The following is a 15,865-nucleotide window of genomic DNA, read 5'->3' on the forward strand; positions in this document are numbered from 1 at the left end:
CCCACACCACCCGCGCCACACCCGGCACCAACACCTTCCACCACCCAGAAAAACTGCTCCACGGCAACGACCACGCCGGAGACCACGCCGGAGACCACGCGAACGCCCCCGAGAAGAAACCCGGAGACGACCGCGAAGACGACCCCGCCTAGCTGCCCCGCCTAACGGCAGGCCGCCAACACCAACTCACGAACCCGCGCGGCGTCGGCTTGCCCCTTGGTGGCCTTCATCACCGCGCCGACAATCGCGCCGGCGGCCTGCACCTTGCCGCCGCGGATCTTGTCCGCGACGTCGGGGTTGGCGGCCAGCGCCTCGTCGACGGCCGCCTGGATCACCGAGTCGTCCCGCACCACTTCCAGTCCGCGCTCGGTCATCACCTGCTCTGGCTCACCCTCGCCGGCCAGCACCCCTTCGACGACCTGTCGCGCCAATTTGTTCGACAGCTTGCCCTCATCGACCAGGGCCACCACCGTGGCGACCTGGGCCGGGGTGATCGGCAGCGCCTCAAGCTCGACACCGGTCTCGTTGGCCTTCTGCACCAGGAAGTTTCCCCACCACGCGCGGGCCGCCTCACTGGGGGCCCCGGCGGCCACGGTGGCGGCCACCAGGTCGACCGCACCGGCATTGACCAGGTCGCGCATCACCTCGTCGGAGATGCCCCAATCATCCTGGATTCGTTTGCGGGCCAGCCACGGCAGTTCCGGGATCGTCGCGCGCAGCTGCTCGATCATCTCCGCGCTCGGTGCCACCGGCTCGAGGTCGGGCTCGGGGAAATAGCGGTAGTCCTCCGCGGTCTCCTTGACCCGGCCGGGACTGGTGTAACCGGCTTCGTGGAAGTGCCGGGTCTCTTGGACAACTCGGCCCCCCGAAGTCAGCACCGCGCCCTGCCGGCACATCTCGTAGCGGACCGCCACCTCCACGCTTTTCAGCGAGTTGACGTTCTTGGTCTCGGTGCGGGTGCCGAATTCCGTTGCGCCGGTGAGCATGAGCGAAACATTCGCATCGCAGCGCATCGAGCCCTGGTCCATCCTCACGTCGGAGACGTCCAGGGCGCGCATCAGGTCGCGCAGTGCGGTGACGTAGGCGCGGGCGATCTGCGGGGCACGCTCGCCCGCACCGACGATCGGTTTGGTGACGATCTCGATCAGGGGCACGCCGGCTCGGTTGTAGTCGACCAGCGACTCGGTGGCACCCTCGATGCGGCCGGTGTCGCTGCCGACGTGGGTCAGCTTGCCGGTGTCCTCCTCCATGTGCGCACGCTCGATCTCCACCCGCCAGGTGGTCCCGTCCTCCAACGGAACATCGAGATAGCCGTCGACCGCGATGGGTTCGTCGTACTGGGAGATCTGGTAGTTCTTCGGCTGGTCGGGATAGAAGTAGTTCTTCCGGGCGAAGCGCCCCCAGGGGGCGATCGCACAGTTCAGCGCCAGACCGATGCGGATCGCCGACTCCACCGCGGCCGCGTTGAGCACCGGCAGCGAGCCGGGCAGCCCCAGACACACCGGGCAGACCTGGGTGTTGGGCTCGGCACCGAACTCGGTGGAGCATCCGCAGAACATCTTGGTGGCCGTGGACAGCTCCACGTGGACCTCCAGGCCCAGCACTGGGTCGAAGCGGGCGAGAACCTCGTCGTAGTCGAGTAGATCGGCGGTGGCAGCGGTCATGGCCCGAGTCTATGGGGCGGGGCTCCGCCGCGGTCAGGGTGTCGCGGGCGGCGGGTGGCCCCGCGCGCGACCCGAGCGCCGCTGCGTCGCCGCACCCGGCGTCGGTACGATCGCTGCGTGCGACGTGCGAGTCAGACAGCCACCGCAGCGCTGGTGGCCCTGGTCACCGCGGCCGCGTGCGGCACCGGCCACACCGGTCCGGGCACCGACGTCGTCAACGTGGTTCCGGTCGACGGGGCGGGCCAGCCGGTCGACGGTTACCGCGTCACCTCCGACGGGGGCCGCGTCGACGACTGCACCAACCCGTCGCCGTCGGCGGTCGGCGACGACATCTATCTGTGTTTCCCCTACGCGGCGGCCGCCTACCAGTGTTGGCCGTCACCGCCGGAGTCGATGGTGTGCCTCGACGATCCGACCGACAAGCAGTTGCGCCGGGTCGGCTACACCGGCGATCTGCCGTCGGTACACCCCCTGGACATGCCCGAACCCTTCGCTGTGCGCCTGGACGACAGCACGGTGTGCTTTCTGCGCCACGGTGGCGCGTGGGGTGTCCGCGACGACGGCTACGAGGCCGCCTACGGCTGCTCGGGCGAGGACGCGGTACTGCGACGGATCGGTTTGGACGCCCCACCGGCGATCGATCGCAGTGACGAGCCCTGGACGGTGCAGGTCGGGCCCACCGATCGTGCCGCCGACGACACTCCGCCGCCACAGACGCGCACCGTCGCGACCGCGTGGTTCGCCGGCGACCCGGGCTGACCCACACCGGCTCACACCGGCCAGGCCTCCTGGCGGTAGGCGGCATCCCAGAACATCCACTCGTAGCGCGACGCGGTGCGGAAGTGCCGGCGCATCAGCTCGGTCTCGTGAGTTGAGGCGCGGTCGCCGAGACGGTCGGTCACCGCCAGCACGTCGTCGACCATCACGGCGAACTCGTCGCCGGCATACATGTCGATCCACCGCTGATACAGCGGGTCCGGGGAACCGTTCTTCTGCAGGTGCTCACCGACCGCGGCGTAAATCCAGTAGCACGGCAGCACCGCGGCCACCGCCTCGGCGTAGGAGCCCAGAACGGTGACCGACAGCAGGTAGCTGACGTAAGCCTGGGTGGTGGGGCTCACCGGTTCTCCGGCGGCCTGCGCGGCGGAGGTGCCCAGTCCGGCGAGCAACTCGGCGTGCGCATCCTGTTCGGCCAGGATCGCCTCGTGCGCGTGGCGGGCGAACAACACCGTGTCGTTCTCGTCGTCGGCCTTGGCGGCACAACCGGCCAGCGCCCGTGCGTACCCGCGCAGATAGTGATCGTCCTGGGTGATGTAGTAACGGAACTGGTCGTGGCTCAACGACCCGTCGGTCAGTCCGGTGATGAACGGGTGGTCGCAGATGCCGCTGTAGATGGCCGTGATGTCGGCCCACAGCAGGTCACGAAAACGGTCAGCCATGCCCCCACCGTAGCCCGCTGACCCGCCCCACCGCCCTGGCGCCGAGATGGGGTGACACACCCGGATTTTCGGTGCCGACGACGTCGACGCCCCTAAACTGGGGTGATGGCGGATCGCAACGTACTCGGTGGGCCGCTCCAGCCGTGCGGCACCGACCCGGTCACCGGGTTCTACCGTGACGGCTGCTGTTCGAGCGGACCCGAGGACGTCGGTCTGCACACGATCTGCGCGGTGGTCACCGGGGAATTTCTGGCCCATCAACGGTCGATCGGCAACGATCTGTCCACCCCGATGCCCGCCTACCGCTTTCCTGGGCTCTCTCCGGGGGATCGTTGGTGTGTCACCGCGGTGAACTGGCTGCGCGCCCACCAGGACGGCTACGCCGCGCCGGTGGTGCTCGCCGCCACCCATGAACGCACCCTCGACGTGGTGCCACTGCAGGTGCTGCGCGGATACGCCGTCGACGTGCCCGACGACCTCGGCGACCTGTGAGGCGACCTGCGAGGCGCGGTCCTCAACCGAAGAACGCCGCGGCGTCGTCGTAACGACTCTGTGGCACCAATTTCAGTTGGCGCACCGCATCGGCCAGGGGCACCCGGCCGATGTCCTGTCCACGCAGTGACACCATCATCCCGTACTCCCCCGCGTGCGCGGCGTCGGCGGCGTTGACGCCGAAGCGGGTGGCCAGCACCCGGTCGTAAGCGGTCGGGGTACCGCCCCGCTGCACATGCCCGAGAACGGTCACGCGCACCTCTTTTTTGACCCGCTCCTCGATCTCCACACCGAGTTGGGCGGCCACACCGGTGAACCGTTCGTGACCGAATTCGTCGGTGCCGCCGGCGCGCAACTCCATCGACCCGGCTGCCGGTTTGGCACCCTCAGCGACCACACAGATGAAGTGCGACGAGCCGTGCTGAAACCGTTGTTTCACCAATCGGCAGACCTCTTCGACGTCGAACGGTTGCTCGGGGATCAGCGTGGCGTGCGCGCCGGATGCCAAGCCCGCGTTCAACGCGATCCACCCGGCATGGCGGCCCATCACCTCCACCAGCATGACGCGCTGGTGGGACTCAGCGGTCGAGTGCAGTCGGTCGATGGCTTCGGTGGCCACCATCAGTGCGGTGTCGTGACCGAATGTCACGTCGGTGCAGTCGATGTCGTTGTCGATGGTCTTCGGCACCCCGACGACGGGGACATTCTCCTCGGAGAGCCAATGCGCGGCGGTGAGCGTGCCTTCGCCGCCGATCGGGATCAACACGTCGATACCGTTGTCGTCCAACGTTTGTTTGACCTGCTCGAGTCCCGCCCGCAACTTGTCGGGGTGGGTGCGGGCGGTACCGAGCATGGTGCCGCCCTTCGCCAACAGTCGGTCATTGCGGTCGTCGTTGGCCAACTGGATCCGCCGGTTCTCCAGCAGTCCCCGCCATCCGTCCTGGAAACCCACGACCGTCGAGTTGTAGCGGGCGTCGCAGGTGCGCACGATCGCCCGGATGACGGCGTTGAGCCCGGGGCAGTCCCCGCCCCCGGTGAGGATTCCGATTCGCATAGTGCCCATCATGCCGGGTCGGTGCCCACCGCGGTGGGCAGACCAGCAATCGCCGCTCGGCGGTGTCAGTGCCCGTTCGACGGTTCGACGCCGTACGGCGGGGTGCTCACAGCGCCGTCGGCAACGTCCCGCGCGCGGCCTCATAGGCGGCGCCCACCCGATAGAGCCGATCGTCGGCCAGCGCCGGCGCCATGACCTGCAGCCCCACGGGCAGGCCGTCCTCCTCGGCGAACCCGGACGGCACCGAGATCGCGCAGTGCCCCGCGAGGTTCATCGGCAGGGTGCACAGGTCGAACAGGTACATGGCCAGCGGATCGTCGACCTTCTCCCCCAGCCGGAACGCGGTGGTGGGGGTCGTCGGCGAGACCAGCACGTCGACATTCTCGTAGGCGGCATCGAGGTCGCGGGCGATCAGGGTGCGGATCTTCTGCGCCTGGTTGTAGTAGGCGTCGTAGTATCCGGCCGAGAGCGCGTAGGTGCCGATCATGATGCGGCGCTTGACCTCCGGGCCGAAGCCGGCGGCCCGGGTCAGCGCCATGACCTCCTCGGCGCTGTGGGTGCCGTCGTCACCGACCCGCAGCCCGAACCGCATCGCGTCGAAGCGGGCCAGGTTGCTCGAGACCTCCGAGGGCAGGATCAGATAGTAGGCGGACAGGGCGTGCTCGAAGCTGGGACAGTCCACCTCCGAGACCTGGGCACCCAGGGCGGTGAGCTGGTCGACTGCGCCGTTGAACGACGCCAGCACGCCCGGCTGGTAGCCCTCGCCGCTGTGCAGTTGACGCACCACCCCGACCCGCAGTCCGGCGAGGTCACCGTCGGCACCGGCGCGGGCCGCGGCCACCACGTCGGGGCGCGCGCGGTCCACCGAGGTGGAGTCGCGGTGGTCGTGGGCGGCGATCACCGCGTGCAACAGTGCGGCGTCGAGGACGCTGCGCGCGCACGGCCCCCCCTGGTCCAGCGACGACGCGCACGCCACCAGCCCGTAACGGCTCACCGTGCCGTAGGTGGGTTTGACACCGACGGTGGCGGTCAGCGCGGCCGGCTGGCGGATCGAACCGCCGGTGTCGGTGCCGATCGCCAACGGCGCCTGGAACGCGGCCAGCGCCGCTGCGCTACCGCCGCCGGACCCGCCCGGTACCCGCTGGGTGTCCCAGGGGTTGCGGGTGGGGTGATAGGCAGAGTTCTCCGTCGATGAGCCCATCGCGAACTCGTCCATGTTCGTCTTGCCCAGGATCGGGATGCCGGCGGCCCGCAGCAGCATCGTCACCGTGGCGTCGTACGGCGGGCGCCAGCCCTCCAGGATCTTCGACCCGCAGGTCGTGGGCATGTCGCTGGTGGTGAACACGTCCTTGAGGGCCAGCGGCACCCCGGCCAGCGGGGAGGCCGGCTGCTCGCCGGCCGCGAACGCCGCGTCGACCGCGGCGGCGGCGGCCAGCGCCTCGTCGGCCGCGACGTGCAGAAATGCCCCGTAGTCGCCGTCGGTGGCCGCGATCTGGTCCAAGCAGGCCCCGGTGAGCTCCACCGACGACAGCTCACCGGCGGCGATCCGGGCGGCGAGGTCGGCCGCGTCGGCGCGCAGCAGTTCGTTCACTGGTCATCTCCGAGGATCTGGGGCACCACGAACCGACCCTCGCGCGCCTGGGGCGCCCCGTCGAGGGCCTGCTGTTGACGCAGCCCCATCCGGATCGTGTCGGGGCGCGTCACGTTGACCTCCGGCAGCGGGTTGCCAGTGGGTGCGACACCGGTGACGTCGACGGACTGAATCGTGCTGACGTGGGTGAGGATGGCGTCCAGCTGGGCCGCGTAGCCGTCGAGCTCGGCGTCGTCAAGCGCCAGCCGGGCCAGCTTGGCCAGGTGGGCCACCTCATCTCGGGAGATCTGGGACACGGCGTCCAAGCCTACTCATCCACCGATTTCGGTTCGCACGGCGTGTGGAACAGTTGACCCGTGCCGTCGTACCTGATGCGTGTCCAGCTGCCGGACCGCCCCGGTTCTCTGGGGTCGTTGGCGGTGGCGTTGGGGTCGGTGAGCGCGGACATCCTGTCGCTGGACGTGGTCGACCGGGGCGCCGACTACGCCGTCGACGACCTGGTGGTGGAGCTTCCCGTCGGGGCGATGCCCGACACCTTGATCAGTGCCGCCGAGCGGCTGGCCGGTGTGCGGGTGGACAGTGTGCGGCCCTACACCGACGTGCTCGACGCGCACCGCGAACTCGAACTGGTCGACCATATCGCCGCCGCCGGTGGCCGCGACGCCAAGCTGCAGTTGCTCGTCGATGAGGCGCCGCGGGTGCTGCGCGCCGGGTGGTGCGCGGTCGTAAGTCACACCGGGCAGGGCCCGCGACGGCTGGCCGGCAGCCCCGGAGCGCCCGAAACCACCGTCCCGGTGTTGCCGTGGCTGCCGCTGGCACGGGCAACCGCCCTGGACGGCGCCGCCGAGTGGGTGCCCCCGGTCTGGCAGGAACTCGACACCGCCCTCGCGGCGGCACCGCTGGGCCGCCCCGAGGTGGCGGTGGTGCTCGGCCGCGCCGGCGGCCCCGCGTTCCGGGCCTCCGAAGTGGCCCGGTTGGGCTATCTGGCCGGGATCGTCGCCACCCTGCTGGGCTGACCTCCGCTCAACGTATGGTGACCGTCGGCGGGCTGGTGGACAGGTCGGCGGTGCCGCTGATGTAGGTCGTGACGGTGCCGCTGACGTCGCTGCCGTCGCGCTTCTTCGCAGTCAACGGCCAGTCGACCTCGCCGCTGAATCGCAGTGTCAGGTCGTACTCGCTGAAGAGGTCGGTCTTGATCGGCGACAGGTCGGGCATGCCCCAGTTGACGGTGTTCTCGGCCGCCTCGCTGCGGCTGACGTACTGCGGACAGCCGGAGGGGGCCAGTTCGTGGGTTGTGGTGCACTTCGCCAGGGCCGACTTCATGCCGTCCTTGACTGCCTTGTTGCCCTGCTCACTGACGTCGTATTTGATGTTGAGGTTGTAAAACGAGCTGTAGCCCAACCCGTTGAGCAGCAACGGATCGAACGTCACCTTGAGGTTGGGGTTGTTGCTGCCGAGATCCAGCCAGCCGGGGAACACATAGAACGTCGCGTCACCGACTTCCTTGCCGAACAGCGTGAGCGTCTTCTGCGCCTCCTTGTTGGAGCTGGTCGACGGCTCGAGCTTGATCGCCGCCTGCTCGAGTTTCCACTCCTTGTCCGACTTCTTCATGCTGATCGTCTCGTCGGAGGTCTTCTCGCCGAACTTGGCCGACACGTGCACCCGTCCCAAGCCGATCATACTTTTGGTGTCGTCGTTGAGGATCGTGATGTCGGTGATCGGCATCTTCTCGATCTGCTTCTTCAGGATCTCGTCGGTGAGGAACTCCTTCGATCCCGGCTGGTCCGCGCCGTAGGACAAGGCCTTCTCCGCATCGCCGGCGGCCAACGCCTGCAGGTAGTTGGTCATCGCCTCCCCGCCGGTGGTGTCCTTGCTGCTGCCGCCGGAGAGCGCTATCACCAACACGACAGCGATCACCACCAGCAGCGCCACCCCGCCGATGCCGAGCCCGATGTAGAGGCCTTTGCGGCTGCGCTGCGGCGGCGGTCCGTACGGTGCACCCGGCGGTTGGCCCTCCATGCCCGGCCAGCCGCCACCGGGCGGCGGGGCCTGGGGGCCCGGGTAGGCCTGCGGGTCCGGGTAGGCCGGGGGGGCCGGGGGATAAGCCATCTGGGTCGGATCCCACGACGCCGACCCCGGGGGTTGCGGCGGCTGGCCCATCGGGTTGGGCACCTGGTAACCATCCGGCCCGATCGTCATTACGGCTCCCCTTGCTGTGTGGGGTGCCGATGTCGCATCCCCTGGTCCTGCGGTCGTGGTGTGCCGCGCCGGGTGGTGGTGTGCGGCGAAGCGCCGGCCAAGTCTAACCGGGCCCCGGGGGCGGTCCTCACAGCACTTTCGTACCGGTCACTGCGGCGGCCCGTCGGCCAGCAGGGCCACGAAGCCGTCCTCGTCGAGGATCGGCACCCCGAGGTCGACGGCCTTGTCGTATTTGGAGCCCGGGGCGTCGCCGGCGACCACGAAGGAGGTCTTCTTCGACACCGACCCGGCGGCCTTGCCGCCCCGGGCGACGATCGCTTCCTTGGCCTCGTCACGGGAGAAGCCGGTCAGCGATCCGGTGACCACGATCGTGAGCCCCTCGCAGGTCCGCGCGATGCTGGCGTCGCGCTCGTCGACCATCCGCACCCCGGCCGCGCGCCATTTCTCGACGATCGCGCGGTGCCAGTCCACGGCGAACCAGTCGGTGATGGCCGCCGCGATGGTGGGGCCGACCCCGTCGACGGCGGCCAGCCGGTCGGTGTCGGCGGCCATGATGAGGTCGAGGTCGGCGAATTCGGTGGCCAGCGCGCGCGCCGCGGTCGGGCCGACGTGCCGGATGGACAGCGCCACCAGCACCCGCCACAGCGGCTGGTCCTTGGCGCCGTCGAGGTTGACCAAAAGCCGGGCGCCGTTGGCCGACAGCGCCCCGGCCTTGGTGGTGAACAACTCGGTGCGCAGCAGGTCGTCGGCGGTGAGGGTGAACAGGTCGCCCTCGTCGGCGATCACGCCCGCCTCCAGCAGCGCGGCGGCCGCCTCATAGCCCAGGGCCTCGATGTCGAAGGCACCGCGTCCGGCGACGTGGAACACCCGCTCGCGCAGCTGCGCCGGACAGTACCGCGCGTTGGGGCAGCGGATGTCGGCGTCGCCCTCCTTGGCCGGGGCCAGCTCGGTGCCGCACTCCGGGCAGTGGGTGGGCATGACGAAGGCCCGTTCGGTGCCGTCCCGGAGGTCGACCACCGGGCCGAGCACCTCGGGGATGACGTCGCCGGCCTTGCGGATCACCACGGTGTCCCCGATCAGGACACCTTTGCGGGCCACCTCCGCGGCGTTGTGCAGGGTGGCCAGCGCGACGGTGGACCCGGCGACGGTGACCGGGCTCATGTAGGCGAACGGGGTGACCCGGCCGGTGCGCCCGACGCTGACCCGGATGTCGAGCAGGGTCGTGGTGGCCTCCTCCGGGGGGTATTTGTAGGCCACCGCCCACCGCGGTGCGCGCGAGGTGGCCCCCAGCCGGCGTTGCACGGCGATGTCGTCGACCTTGACCACGATGCCGTCGATCTCATGGATGACGTCGTGGCGGTGCTCCCCCCAGTAGGCGATGCGGTCGTTGACCGCCGCGATGTCGGTGACCCGCGCGGTGTGGTCGGAGACCGGCAGCCCCCAGGCCCGCAGCGCCAGGTACGCCTCGTGCAGGGTGGCGGGGCGGAAGCCCTCGGTGTGGCCGATGCCGTGGCAGATCATCCGCAGTGGCCGGCGCGCGGTGACCGCGGGGTTCTTCTGCCGCAGCGAACCGGCCGCACTGTTGCGCGGGTTGGCGAACGGGGCCCGCCCGTCGGCGACCAGCCCGGCGTTGAGTTCCGCGAAGTCGGCGAGGCGGAAGAACACCTCGCCGCGCACCTCCAGCACCGCCGGCAGCGGGTAGTCGTCGCTGGGGGTCAACCGCTGCGGGACGTCGTCGATGGTGCGGGCGTTGAGCGTCACGTCCTCCCCGGTGCGCCCGTCACCGCGGGTCGCCGCCCGGTCGAGGAGCCCGTCACGGTAAATCAGCGCCAGCGCCACCCCGTCGATCTTCAGCTCGCACAGATAGGGGGTGTTTTCGCCGAGTTCGGCGCGCACGCGGGCATCCCAGCTGTCCAGCTCTTCGGTGTTGAACACGTCATCGAGGCTGAGCATCCGCTCCAGGTGCGGCGCGGCGGCGAAGTCGGTGGCGAACCCGGCGCCACCGACCAGCTGGGTCGGCGAGTCCGGCGTGCGCAGCTCCGGATACTGCTGCTCCAGCGTGATCAGCGTCGTGAACAACGTGTCGAACTCGGCGTCGGAGACGATCGGCGCGTCGCGCACGTAGTAGCGGAACTGATGGTCGCGCACCTCGTCGGCGAGGTCCTGCCATTGGCGTCGCACGTCGGGCGGGACCGGATCGTCCTCTGGGGAGCTCACCTGTGCAGGCTATCGCCGGCGACCGACTCGGGGTCATCGGCCAGCGCCGCCGCGGTGCGCACGGCCAACGTGAGCGCCCGGCGGGCCCAGTCGGCGGTGGCCCCGGCCAACCCGCAGGCGGGGGTGATGCCGACCCGGTCGGCGAGCACCATACGGCCGAACCCGATCCGGTCGATGAGCCCGGCTGCCACGGCGGCGAGCTCGGTCACGCCGGGCGGATCCGCGGGGGCTTGGGCGGGCACCACCCCGAGCTGAATCGTGCGCCCGGAATCCAGCATGGCCCCGAGGCCGTCGAGGTCGGCAGGGCCCAGCACCGCCGGGTCGACCGCGACCGCGTCGACGCCGCTGCGCTGCAGCAGTGCCCACGGCACGCCCGGGGCGCAGCAGTGCAGCGCCGTGGCCACCCCCACCGCCTCGATGCACCCGGTGAGCACCCGCAGCGCGACCTCCGGATCCAGCGGAGCGACCGGGCTCAACGCGGTCACCCCGGGCACCCGGCCGCCCAGGGCGGCCGGCAGCGCCGGCTCGTCGAACTGCACCACCACCGCGCTGTCGAGCCGGCGGGCCAGCTCGCGCACCGCCGCGCCGACCCCCTCGGCCAGGGAGGCGCCCAACTCGCGCACCGCGCCCGGGTCGGTGAGCGCCCGGTGGCCGTTGCGTAACTCCAGTTCGGCGGCGAGGGTGACCGGCCCGGGCGCCTGCACCTTCACCGGGTGGGCGGCGCCGCGCAGTCCGGCGTTCTCCCACGCCTCCTCCAGCGCGTCGAGATCCTCGCCGAGCAGACTGGCCGCCCGGCGGGTCACCGCACCGGACCCGGCACCCATCCGGTATCCGCGCACGGTGGTGTCCAGCGCGATGTCGACCAGCAGCGCACCGGCCCGGCCGATCATGTCCGCACCGACGCCGCGGTCGGGCAGCTCGACCAGGTGCGGAAGGTCGGCCAGCTCACCGACGACGATCTCGGCGGCCGTGCGCGCGCTTCGCCCCGGCCAGGAGCCCAATCCGGTCGCGCCGGCGAACACCGCCACCGTCAGGCCGTGTCGGCGATGGTGGCCGAGGCGATCACCTCGTCGCCGTCGGGGTCGGGCCGGTAGCAGACCAGGGTCTGGCCGGGCGCCACCCCGCGCAGCGGGCGCTGCAGATGCACCGCGAGACGCTCACCCTCCGGTTCGGCCAGCGCGGGCACGGTCTCGCCGTGAGCGCGCACCTGCACCTCGCAGCGCACCGGTCCGGCGAACACCGCCCCGCCGGTGTACACCGGCCTGTCCCCGATCAGCTCGTTGACATCGAGGTCGCTGATCGATCCGACGGTCACGGTGCCGGTGGCGGCGTCGATGGCGGTCACATATCGGGGTTTGCCGTCGGCGCCGGGCCCGGCGATGCCCAGCCCCTTGCGTTGGCCGATGGTGAACCCGTGCACCCCGTCGTGGCTGGCGAGCACGGTGCCGTCGGCGTCGACGACGTCGCCGCGGCGCACCCCGATGTTGGCGCCGAGGAACGCCTGGGTGTCACCGGTCGGAATGAAGCAGATGTCGTGGCTGTCGGGTTTCTCCGCCACCGCCAGGCCGCGGCGCTCCGCCTCGGCGCGGATCGCCGGCTTGGCGGTGTCACCGACCGGGAACGCGGCGTGACGCAGCTGCTCGGCGGTGAGCACCCCCAGCACGTAGGACTGGTCCTTGTCGACGTCGACGGCGCGACGCAACCGGCCGCCGGTGAGCCGGGCGTAGTGGCCGGTGGCGACCGCGTCGAACCCGAGGGCGAGGGCACGCACCGCCAGCGCCGAGAACTTGATCTTCTCGTTGCAGCGCACGCACGGGTTGGGGGTCTCACCGCGGGCGTAGGACTCGATGAAGTCGTCGATGACGTCGTCTTTGAACTGGTCGGAGAAGTCCCACACGTAGAACGGGATGCCCAGGACGTCGGCGACGCGGCGGGCGTCGTCGGCGTCCTCCTTCGAGCAACAGCCCCGCGAGCCGCTGCGCAGCGTGCCGGGCGCGCTGGACAGCGCCAGGTGCACCCCGACGACGTCGTGTCCGGCGTCGACCATCCGGGCGGCAGCCACCGAGGAATCCACCCCACCGCTCATCGCGGCCAGCACCTTCATCGGCTCTGCCCCGCACTGGCCAGCGCCGCCTGCCGGGCACGGGCGACCACCGTGGGCAGCACCGCGAGCGCGGCGTCGACGTCGGCGTCGGTGCTGGTGTGGCCCAGTGACAACCGCAGTGACCCGCGAGCCCCCACCGGATCGGCGCCCATCGCGGTGAGTACGTGGGATGCCCTGGACACCCCGGCGGTACATGCCGAACCGGTGGAACACTCAATCCCGTTGGCGTCCAACAGCATCAGCAGAGAATCTCCTTCACAGCCACGGAAAGTGAAATGGGCGTTGCCGGGCAGGCGCGCCTGCCGGGACCCGTTGAGCACGGTGTCGGCGATCCCGGCGAGCACCCCGTCGATGAGCCGGTCACGCAGCGCCGTCAGCCGCCCCGCGGTGGCTTCCACCGCGTCCACTGCGATGGCCGCAGCGGTGGCCATCCCGACTGCACCGGCCACATTGGGTGTGCCCGAACGGATGTCGCGTTCCTGACCACCGCCGTGCAGCAGCGGAACACAGGAGACGTCACGGCGCAGCAGAAGGGCCCCCATTCCGGGAGGACCCCCGAATTTGTGTGCGGTCACGCTCATCGCCGCCAATGCGGTGGTGTCGAAGGCGACCGGCAGCGCTCCGACGGCCTGTACAGCGTCGCTGTGCATCGGGACCTCGAACTCCGCGGCGATCTCAGCCAACTCGATCACCGGCAGCACGGTGCCCACCTCGTTGTTGGCCCACATCACCGTGACGAGCGCCACATCGTCGCTGCCGGCGAGCTCGGCGCGCAGCGCCGCCGGGCTCACCGACCCGTCGGGCTGAGTCGGCAGCCAGCTCACCTGCGCGCCCTCGTGCTCGACGAGCCAGTTCACCGCGTCGAGCACGGCGTGGTGTTCCACCGCGGTGGTCACGATGCGCCGTCGGCGCGGGTCGGCGGCCCGGCGCGCCCAGTACAGGCCCTTGACCGCCAGGTTGTCGCTCTCGGTGCCGCCGGCGGTGAACAGTACCTCCGAGGGCCGCGCCGACAGCGCGGCCGCCAGCGCCTCGCGGGACTCCTCCATCACCCGCCGGGCGGCGCGTCCGGCGGTGTGCAGCGAGGACGCATTGCCGACCATGCCGAGCGCGGCCGTCATCGCCTCGATGGCCGCCGGATACATCGGCGTGGTGGCGGCGTGGTCCAAATACACCATGACCCGCCCAGAATACCGGCGCCGCCGGGCGCCGCCGCGAGCAGACACAAAAGCCCCCGCACGCCGGGCGCGCGGGGGCTTCTGTGTCCGGTGGGCCGGGCTCAGCCCTTGCGGGCCTTGACCGCCTCGGTCAGCTGCGGGGCGACGTTGAACAGGTCCCCGACGATGCCGTAGTCGGCGATCTCGAAGATCGGCGCCTCCTCGTCCTTGTTGACCACCACGATGGTCTTGGACGTCTGCATCCCGGCGCGGTGCTGAATCGCCCCGGAGATGCCCAGCGCGATGTACAGCTGCGGCGAGACGGTCTTGCCGGTCTGACCGATCTGGAACTGCCCCGGGTAGTACCCGGAGTCCACCGCGGCACGCGACGCACCGACGGCGGCGCCGAGCGAGTCGGCGAGTTCCTCGACCACGCTGAAGTTGTCGGCGCTGCCGACACCGCGGCCACCGGCGACCACGATCGTGGCCTCGGTGAGCTCCGGGCGGTCCCCGGCCTCCACCGGCTCGCGCGCGGTGATCTTGGTGGCGTTCTCGGCCTGCTCGGGCACCTCGACGGTGACCTTCTCGCCGGCCCCGTCGGCGGGCTGCGGCTCGATGGCGCCGGCGCGCACGCTGATCACCGGGGTGTCACCGTTGGCCTGCGCCTCCACGGTGTACGCACCACCGAAGATCGAGTGCACCACCTTCGCGCCCTCCTGCACGTCGACGACGTCGACGAGCAGACCGGAGCCGATGCGCGCGGCCAGCCGCCCGGCGACCTCCCGGCCGTCGGGCGAGGCGGCCAGCAGCACCGCGGCGGGGCTGGCCGACTCGGTCAGCGACGCCAGCACGTCGACCACCGGGGTGACCAGGTACTTGTCGACGTCGTCGGACTCGGCGACGTAGATCTTGGCCGCGCCGGCCGCCTTGAGCCCGTCGACCAGCGGGTCGGCGGTGCCGGGGGCGCCGACGACGACCGCGGACGGCTCACCCAGCGCACGGGCGGCGGTGATCAGTTCGGAGGTCACCTTTTTCACGGCGCCCTCGGCGTGCTCCACGAGCACCAATACTTCTGCCATGTTGTCTCTTCCCTAACTCAGTCTGGACGTCTCTAGATGATCTTCTGAGCAACCAGGTAGTCGGCGATCTTGGTGCCCCCGTCGCCCTCGTCGGTGACCTTCTCACCGGCGGTCTTGGGCGGCTTGGGCGTCGAGGCGGTCACCGTGGACCCGGCGTTGGCGACGCCGACCTCGTCGGCCTCCACACCGATCTCGGCCAGGGTGAGCACGGTGACTTCCTTCTTCTTGGCGGCCATGATGCCCTTGAAGGACGGGAAGCGCGGCTCGTTGATCTTCTCGTTGACGCTGACCACCGCCGGCAGCGTGGCCTCGAGGTTGAACACACCCTCGTCGGTCTCCCGCTCGCCGGTGATCTTGTCGCCCTCGACGGTCAGCTTGCGCACATGGGTCAGCTGCGGCAGGCCCAGGTACTCGGCGATGATGGCCGGCACCGCGCCGCCCACCCCGTCGGTGGACTCGTTGCCGGCGATGACCAGCTCGGTGCCCTCGATGGTGCCCAGGGCGCGGGCCAGCGCCCACGCGGTCTGCACCACGTCGGAGCCGTGCAGGCCGTCGTCTTTGAGGTGCACCGCCTTGTCCGCGCCCATCGACAGCGCCTTGCGGATCGCCTCGGTAGCCCGCTCGGGGCCGGCGGTCAGCACCGTCACGGTGGAGTCGCCGCCCTCTTTCTCCTTGATCAGCAGGGCTTCTTCGACGGCGCGCTCGTTGATCTCGTCGAGCACCGCATCCGCGGCGTCGCGGTCGAGAGTGAAGTCACCCTCGGAGAGCTTGCGCTCCGACCATGTGTCTGGGACCTGTTTGATCAGGACCACGATGTTCGTCATAAGTCTGGCCTGTCCTCCTCGAACGAGTCCCGCGGCGGCCGGCCACCG

The 15,865-nt window shown here is 70.3% G+C and carries 15 protein-coding genes; 3 read left to right on the forward strand and 12 right to left on the reverse strand.

Annotation, left to right across the window (positions count from 1 at the left end; all coding sequences use genetic code 11):
- Positions 1-161 precede the first annotated feature (161 nt).
- Entirely contained in the window at positions 162-1,664 is a 1,503-nt protein-coding gene (gatB, locus tag B8W67_RS07915) for an Asp-tRNA(Asn)/Glu-tRNA(Gln) amidotransferase subunit GatB (protein WP_085303296.1), read from the reverse strand.
- A gap of 117 nt (positions 1,665-1,781) precedes the next feature.
- Between gatB and B8W67_RS07920 the strand changes: the two genes are divergently transcribed.
- Positions 1,782-2,423, forward strand: coding sequence for a hypothetical protein (locus B8W67_RS07920; protein ID WP_131814673.1), 642 nt, complete (start codon positions 1,782-1,784; stop codon positions 2,421-2,423).
- A gap of 11 nt (positions 2,424-2,434) precedes the next feature.
- Here B8W67_RS07920 and tenA read toward each other — a convergent pair whose 3' ends face one another.
- On the reverse strand, positions 2,435-3,103 hold the full coding sequence (gene tenA / locus B8W67_RS07925) for a thiaminase II (protein WP_085303298.1): 669 nt from the start codon (positions 3,101-3,103) through the stop codon (positions 2,435-2,437).
- Positions 3,104-3,208: 105 nt separating this feature from the next.
- Here tenA and B8W67_RS07930 point away from each other — a divergent pair, with 105 nt between their 5' ends.
- The gene (locus B8W67_RS07930) at positions 3,209-3,595 is read left to right on the forward strand and encodes a DUF2237 family protein (protein ID WP_085303300.1); all 387 of its coding nucleotides are present in this window, start codon (positions 3,209-3,211) and stop codon (positions 3,593-3,595) included.
- Positions 3,596-3,617: 22 nt separating this feature from the next.
- On the opposite strand, the gene B8W67_RS07935 is transcribed toward B8W67_RS07930, so the two are convergent.
- The 3 genes from B8W67_RS07935 to gatC form a co-directional block, all read right to left on the reverse strand.
- Positions 3,618-4,649: an ATP-dependent 6-phosphofructokinase gene (locus B8W67_RS07935; protein WP_069392164.1), complete on the reverse strand. Its 1,032-nt coding sequence runs from the start codon at positions 4,647-4,649 to the stop codon at positions 3,618-3,620.
- Between the two features lie 106 nt (positions 4,650-4,755).
- Positions 4,756-6,240: an Asp-tRNA(Asn)/Glu-tRNA(Gln) amidotransferase subunit GatA gene (gatA, locus tag B8W67_RS07940; protein ID WP_069392165.1), complete on the reverse strand. Its 1,485-nt coding sequence runs from the start codon at positions 6,238-6,240 to the stop codon at positions 4,756-4,758.
- A complete protein-coding gene (gene gatC, locus B8W67_RS07945; RefSeq protein WP_069392253.1) occupies positions 6,237-6,536 on the reverse strand; it encodes an Asp-tRNA(Asn)/Glu-tRNA(Gln) amidotransferase subunit GatC in 300 nt (99 codons plus the stop codon). Before gatC ends, gatA begins: the two co-directional genes overlap by 4 nt.
- A gap of 75 nt (positions 6,537-6,611) precedes the next feature.
- Between gatC and B8W67_RS07950 the strand changes: the two genes are divergently transcribed.
- Positions 6,612-7,256, forward strand: a complete 645-nt coding sequence (locus tag B8W67_RS07950; RefSeq protein WP_174254772.1) for an ACT domain-containing protein — start codon at positions 6,612-6,614, stop codon at positions 7,254-7,256.
- A 7-nt stretch (positions 7,257-7,263) separates the two neighbouring features.
- On the opposite strand, the gene B8W67_RS07955 is transcribed toward B8W67_RS07950, so the two are convergent.
- The 7 genes from B8W67_RS07955 to B8W67_RS07985 all read right to left on the reverse strand — a co-directional run bounded on the left by B8W67_RS07955 (position 7,264) and on the right by B8W67_RS07985 (position 15,817).
- Positions 7,264-8,439: a DUF4878 domain-containing protein gene (locus tag B8W67_RS07955; RefSeq protein ID WP_069392167.1), complete on the reverse strand. Its 1,176-nt coding sequence runs from the start codon at positions 8,437-8,439 to the stop codon at positions 7,264-7,266.
- Positions 8,440-8,586: 147 nt separating this feature from the next.
- Complete coding sequence (gene ligA, locus B8W67_RS07960; RefSeq protein ID WP_085303303.1) at positions 8,587-10,656, reverse strand: NAD-dependent DNA ligase LigA; 2,070 nt, start codon at positions 10,654-10,656, stop codon at positions 8,587-8,589.
- On the reverse strand, positions 10,653-11,684 hold the full coding sequence (locus tag B8W67_RS07965) for a uroporphyrinogen decarboxylase/cobalamine-independent methonine synthase family protein (protein WP_085303305.1): 1,032 nt from the start codon (positions 11,682-11,684) through the stop codon (positions 10,653-10,655). Before B8W67_RS07965 ends, ligA begins: the two co-directional genes overlap by 4 nt.
- A 2-nt stretch (positions 11,685-11,686) precedes the next feature.
- Positions 11,687-12,760: a tRNA 2-thiouridine(34) synthase MnmA gene (gene mnmA / locus B8W67_RS07970; RefSeq protein ID WP_085303307.1), complete on the reverse strand. Its 1,074-nt coding sequence runs from the start codon at positions 12,758-12,760 to the stop codon at positions 11,687-11,689.
- Complete coding sequence (locus tag B8W67_RS07975) at positions 12,757-13,935, reverse strand: cysteine desulfurase family protein (protein ID WP_069392171.1); 1,179 nt, start codon at positions 13,933-13,935, stop codon at positions 12,757-12,759. The genes mnmA and B8W67_RS07975 overlap by 4 nt, the downstream gene beginning before the upstream one ends.
- A 101-nt stretch (positions 13,936-14,036) precedes the next feature.
- The gene (locus B8W67_RS07980; RefSeq protein ID WP_069392172.1) at positions 14,037-14,993 is read right to left on the reverse strand and encodes an electron transfer flavoprotein subunit alpha/FixB family protein; all 957 of its coding nucleotides are present in this window, start codon (positions 14,991-14,993) and stop codon (positions 14,037-14,039) included.
- A 32-nt stretch (positions 14,994-15,025) separates the two neighbouring features.
- On the reverse strand, positions 15,026-15,817 hold the full coding sequence (locus tag B8W67_RS07985) for an electron transfer flavoprotein subunit beta/FixA family protein (RefSeq protein WP_069392173.1): 792 nt from the start codon (positions 15,815-15,817) through the stop codon (positions 15,026-15,028).
- Between the last annotated feature and the right edge of the window lie 48 nt (positions 15,818-15,865).

It is taken from the genome of Mycolicibacillus koreensis (assembly GCF_002104795.1).
GTDB lineage: Bacteria > Actinomycetota > Actinomycetes > Mycobacteriales > Mycobacteriaceae > Mycobacterium > Mycobacterium koreense.

Bases quoted from the DNA above. Each gene is read 5' to 3' on its own strand.
- gatB (WP_085303296.1), bottom strand. From the start codon at position 1,664: ATGACCGCTGCCACCGCCGATCTACTCGACTACGACGAGGTTCTCGCC.
- B8W67_RS07950 (WP_174254772.1), top strand. From the start codon at position 6,612: ATGCGTGTCCAGCTGCCGGACCGCCCCGGTTCTCTGGGGTCGTTGGCG.
- B8W67_RS07955 (WP_069392167.1), bottom strand. From the start codon at position 8,439: ATGACGATCGGGCCGGATGGTTACCAGGTGCCCAACCCGATGGGCCAG.
- tenA (WP_085303298.1), bottom strand. From the start codon at position 3,103: ATGGCTGACCGTTTTCGTGACCTGCTGTGGGCCGACATCACGGCCATC.
- B8W67_RS07980 (WP_069392172.1), bottom strand. From the start codon at position 14,993: ATGGCAGAAGTATTGGTGCTCGTGGAGCACGCCGAGGGCGCCGTGAAA.
- B8W67_RS07930 (WP_085303300.1), top strand. From the start codon at position 3,209: ATGGCGGATCGCAACGTACTCGGTGGGCCGCTCCAGCCGTGCGGCACC.
- mnmA (WP_085303307.1), bottom strand. From the start codon at position 12,760: ATGAAGGTGCTGGCCGCGATGAGCGGTGGGGTGGATTCCTCGGTGGCT.
- B8W67_RS07975 (WP_069392171.1), bottom strand. From the start codon at position 13,935: ATGGTGTATTTGGACCACGCCGCCACCACGCCGATGTATCCGGCGGCC.
- B8W67_RS07985 (WP_069392173.1), bottom strand. From the start codon at position 15,817: ATGACGAACATCGTGGTCCTGATCAAACAGGTCCCAGACACATGGTCG.
- B8W67_RS07935 (WP_069392164.1), bottom strand. From the start codon at position 4,649: ATGCGAATCGGAATCCTCACCGGGGGCGGGGACTGCCCCGGGCTCAAC.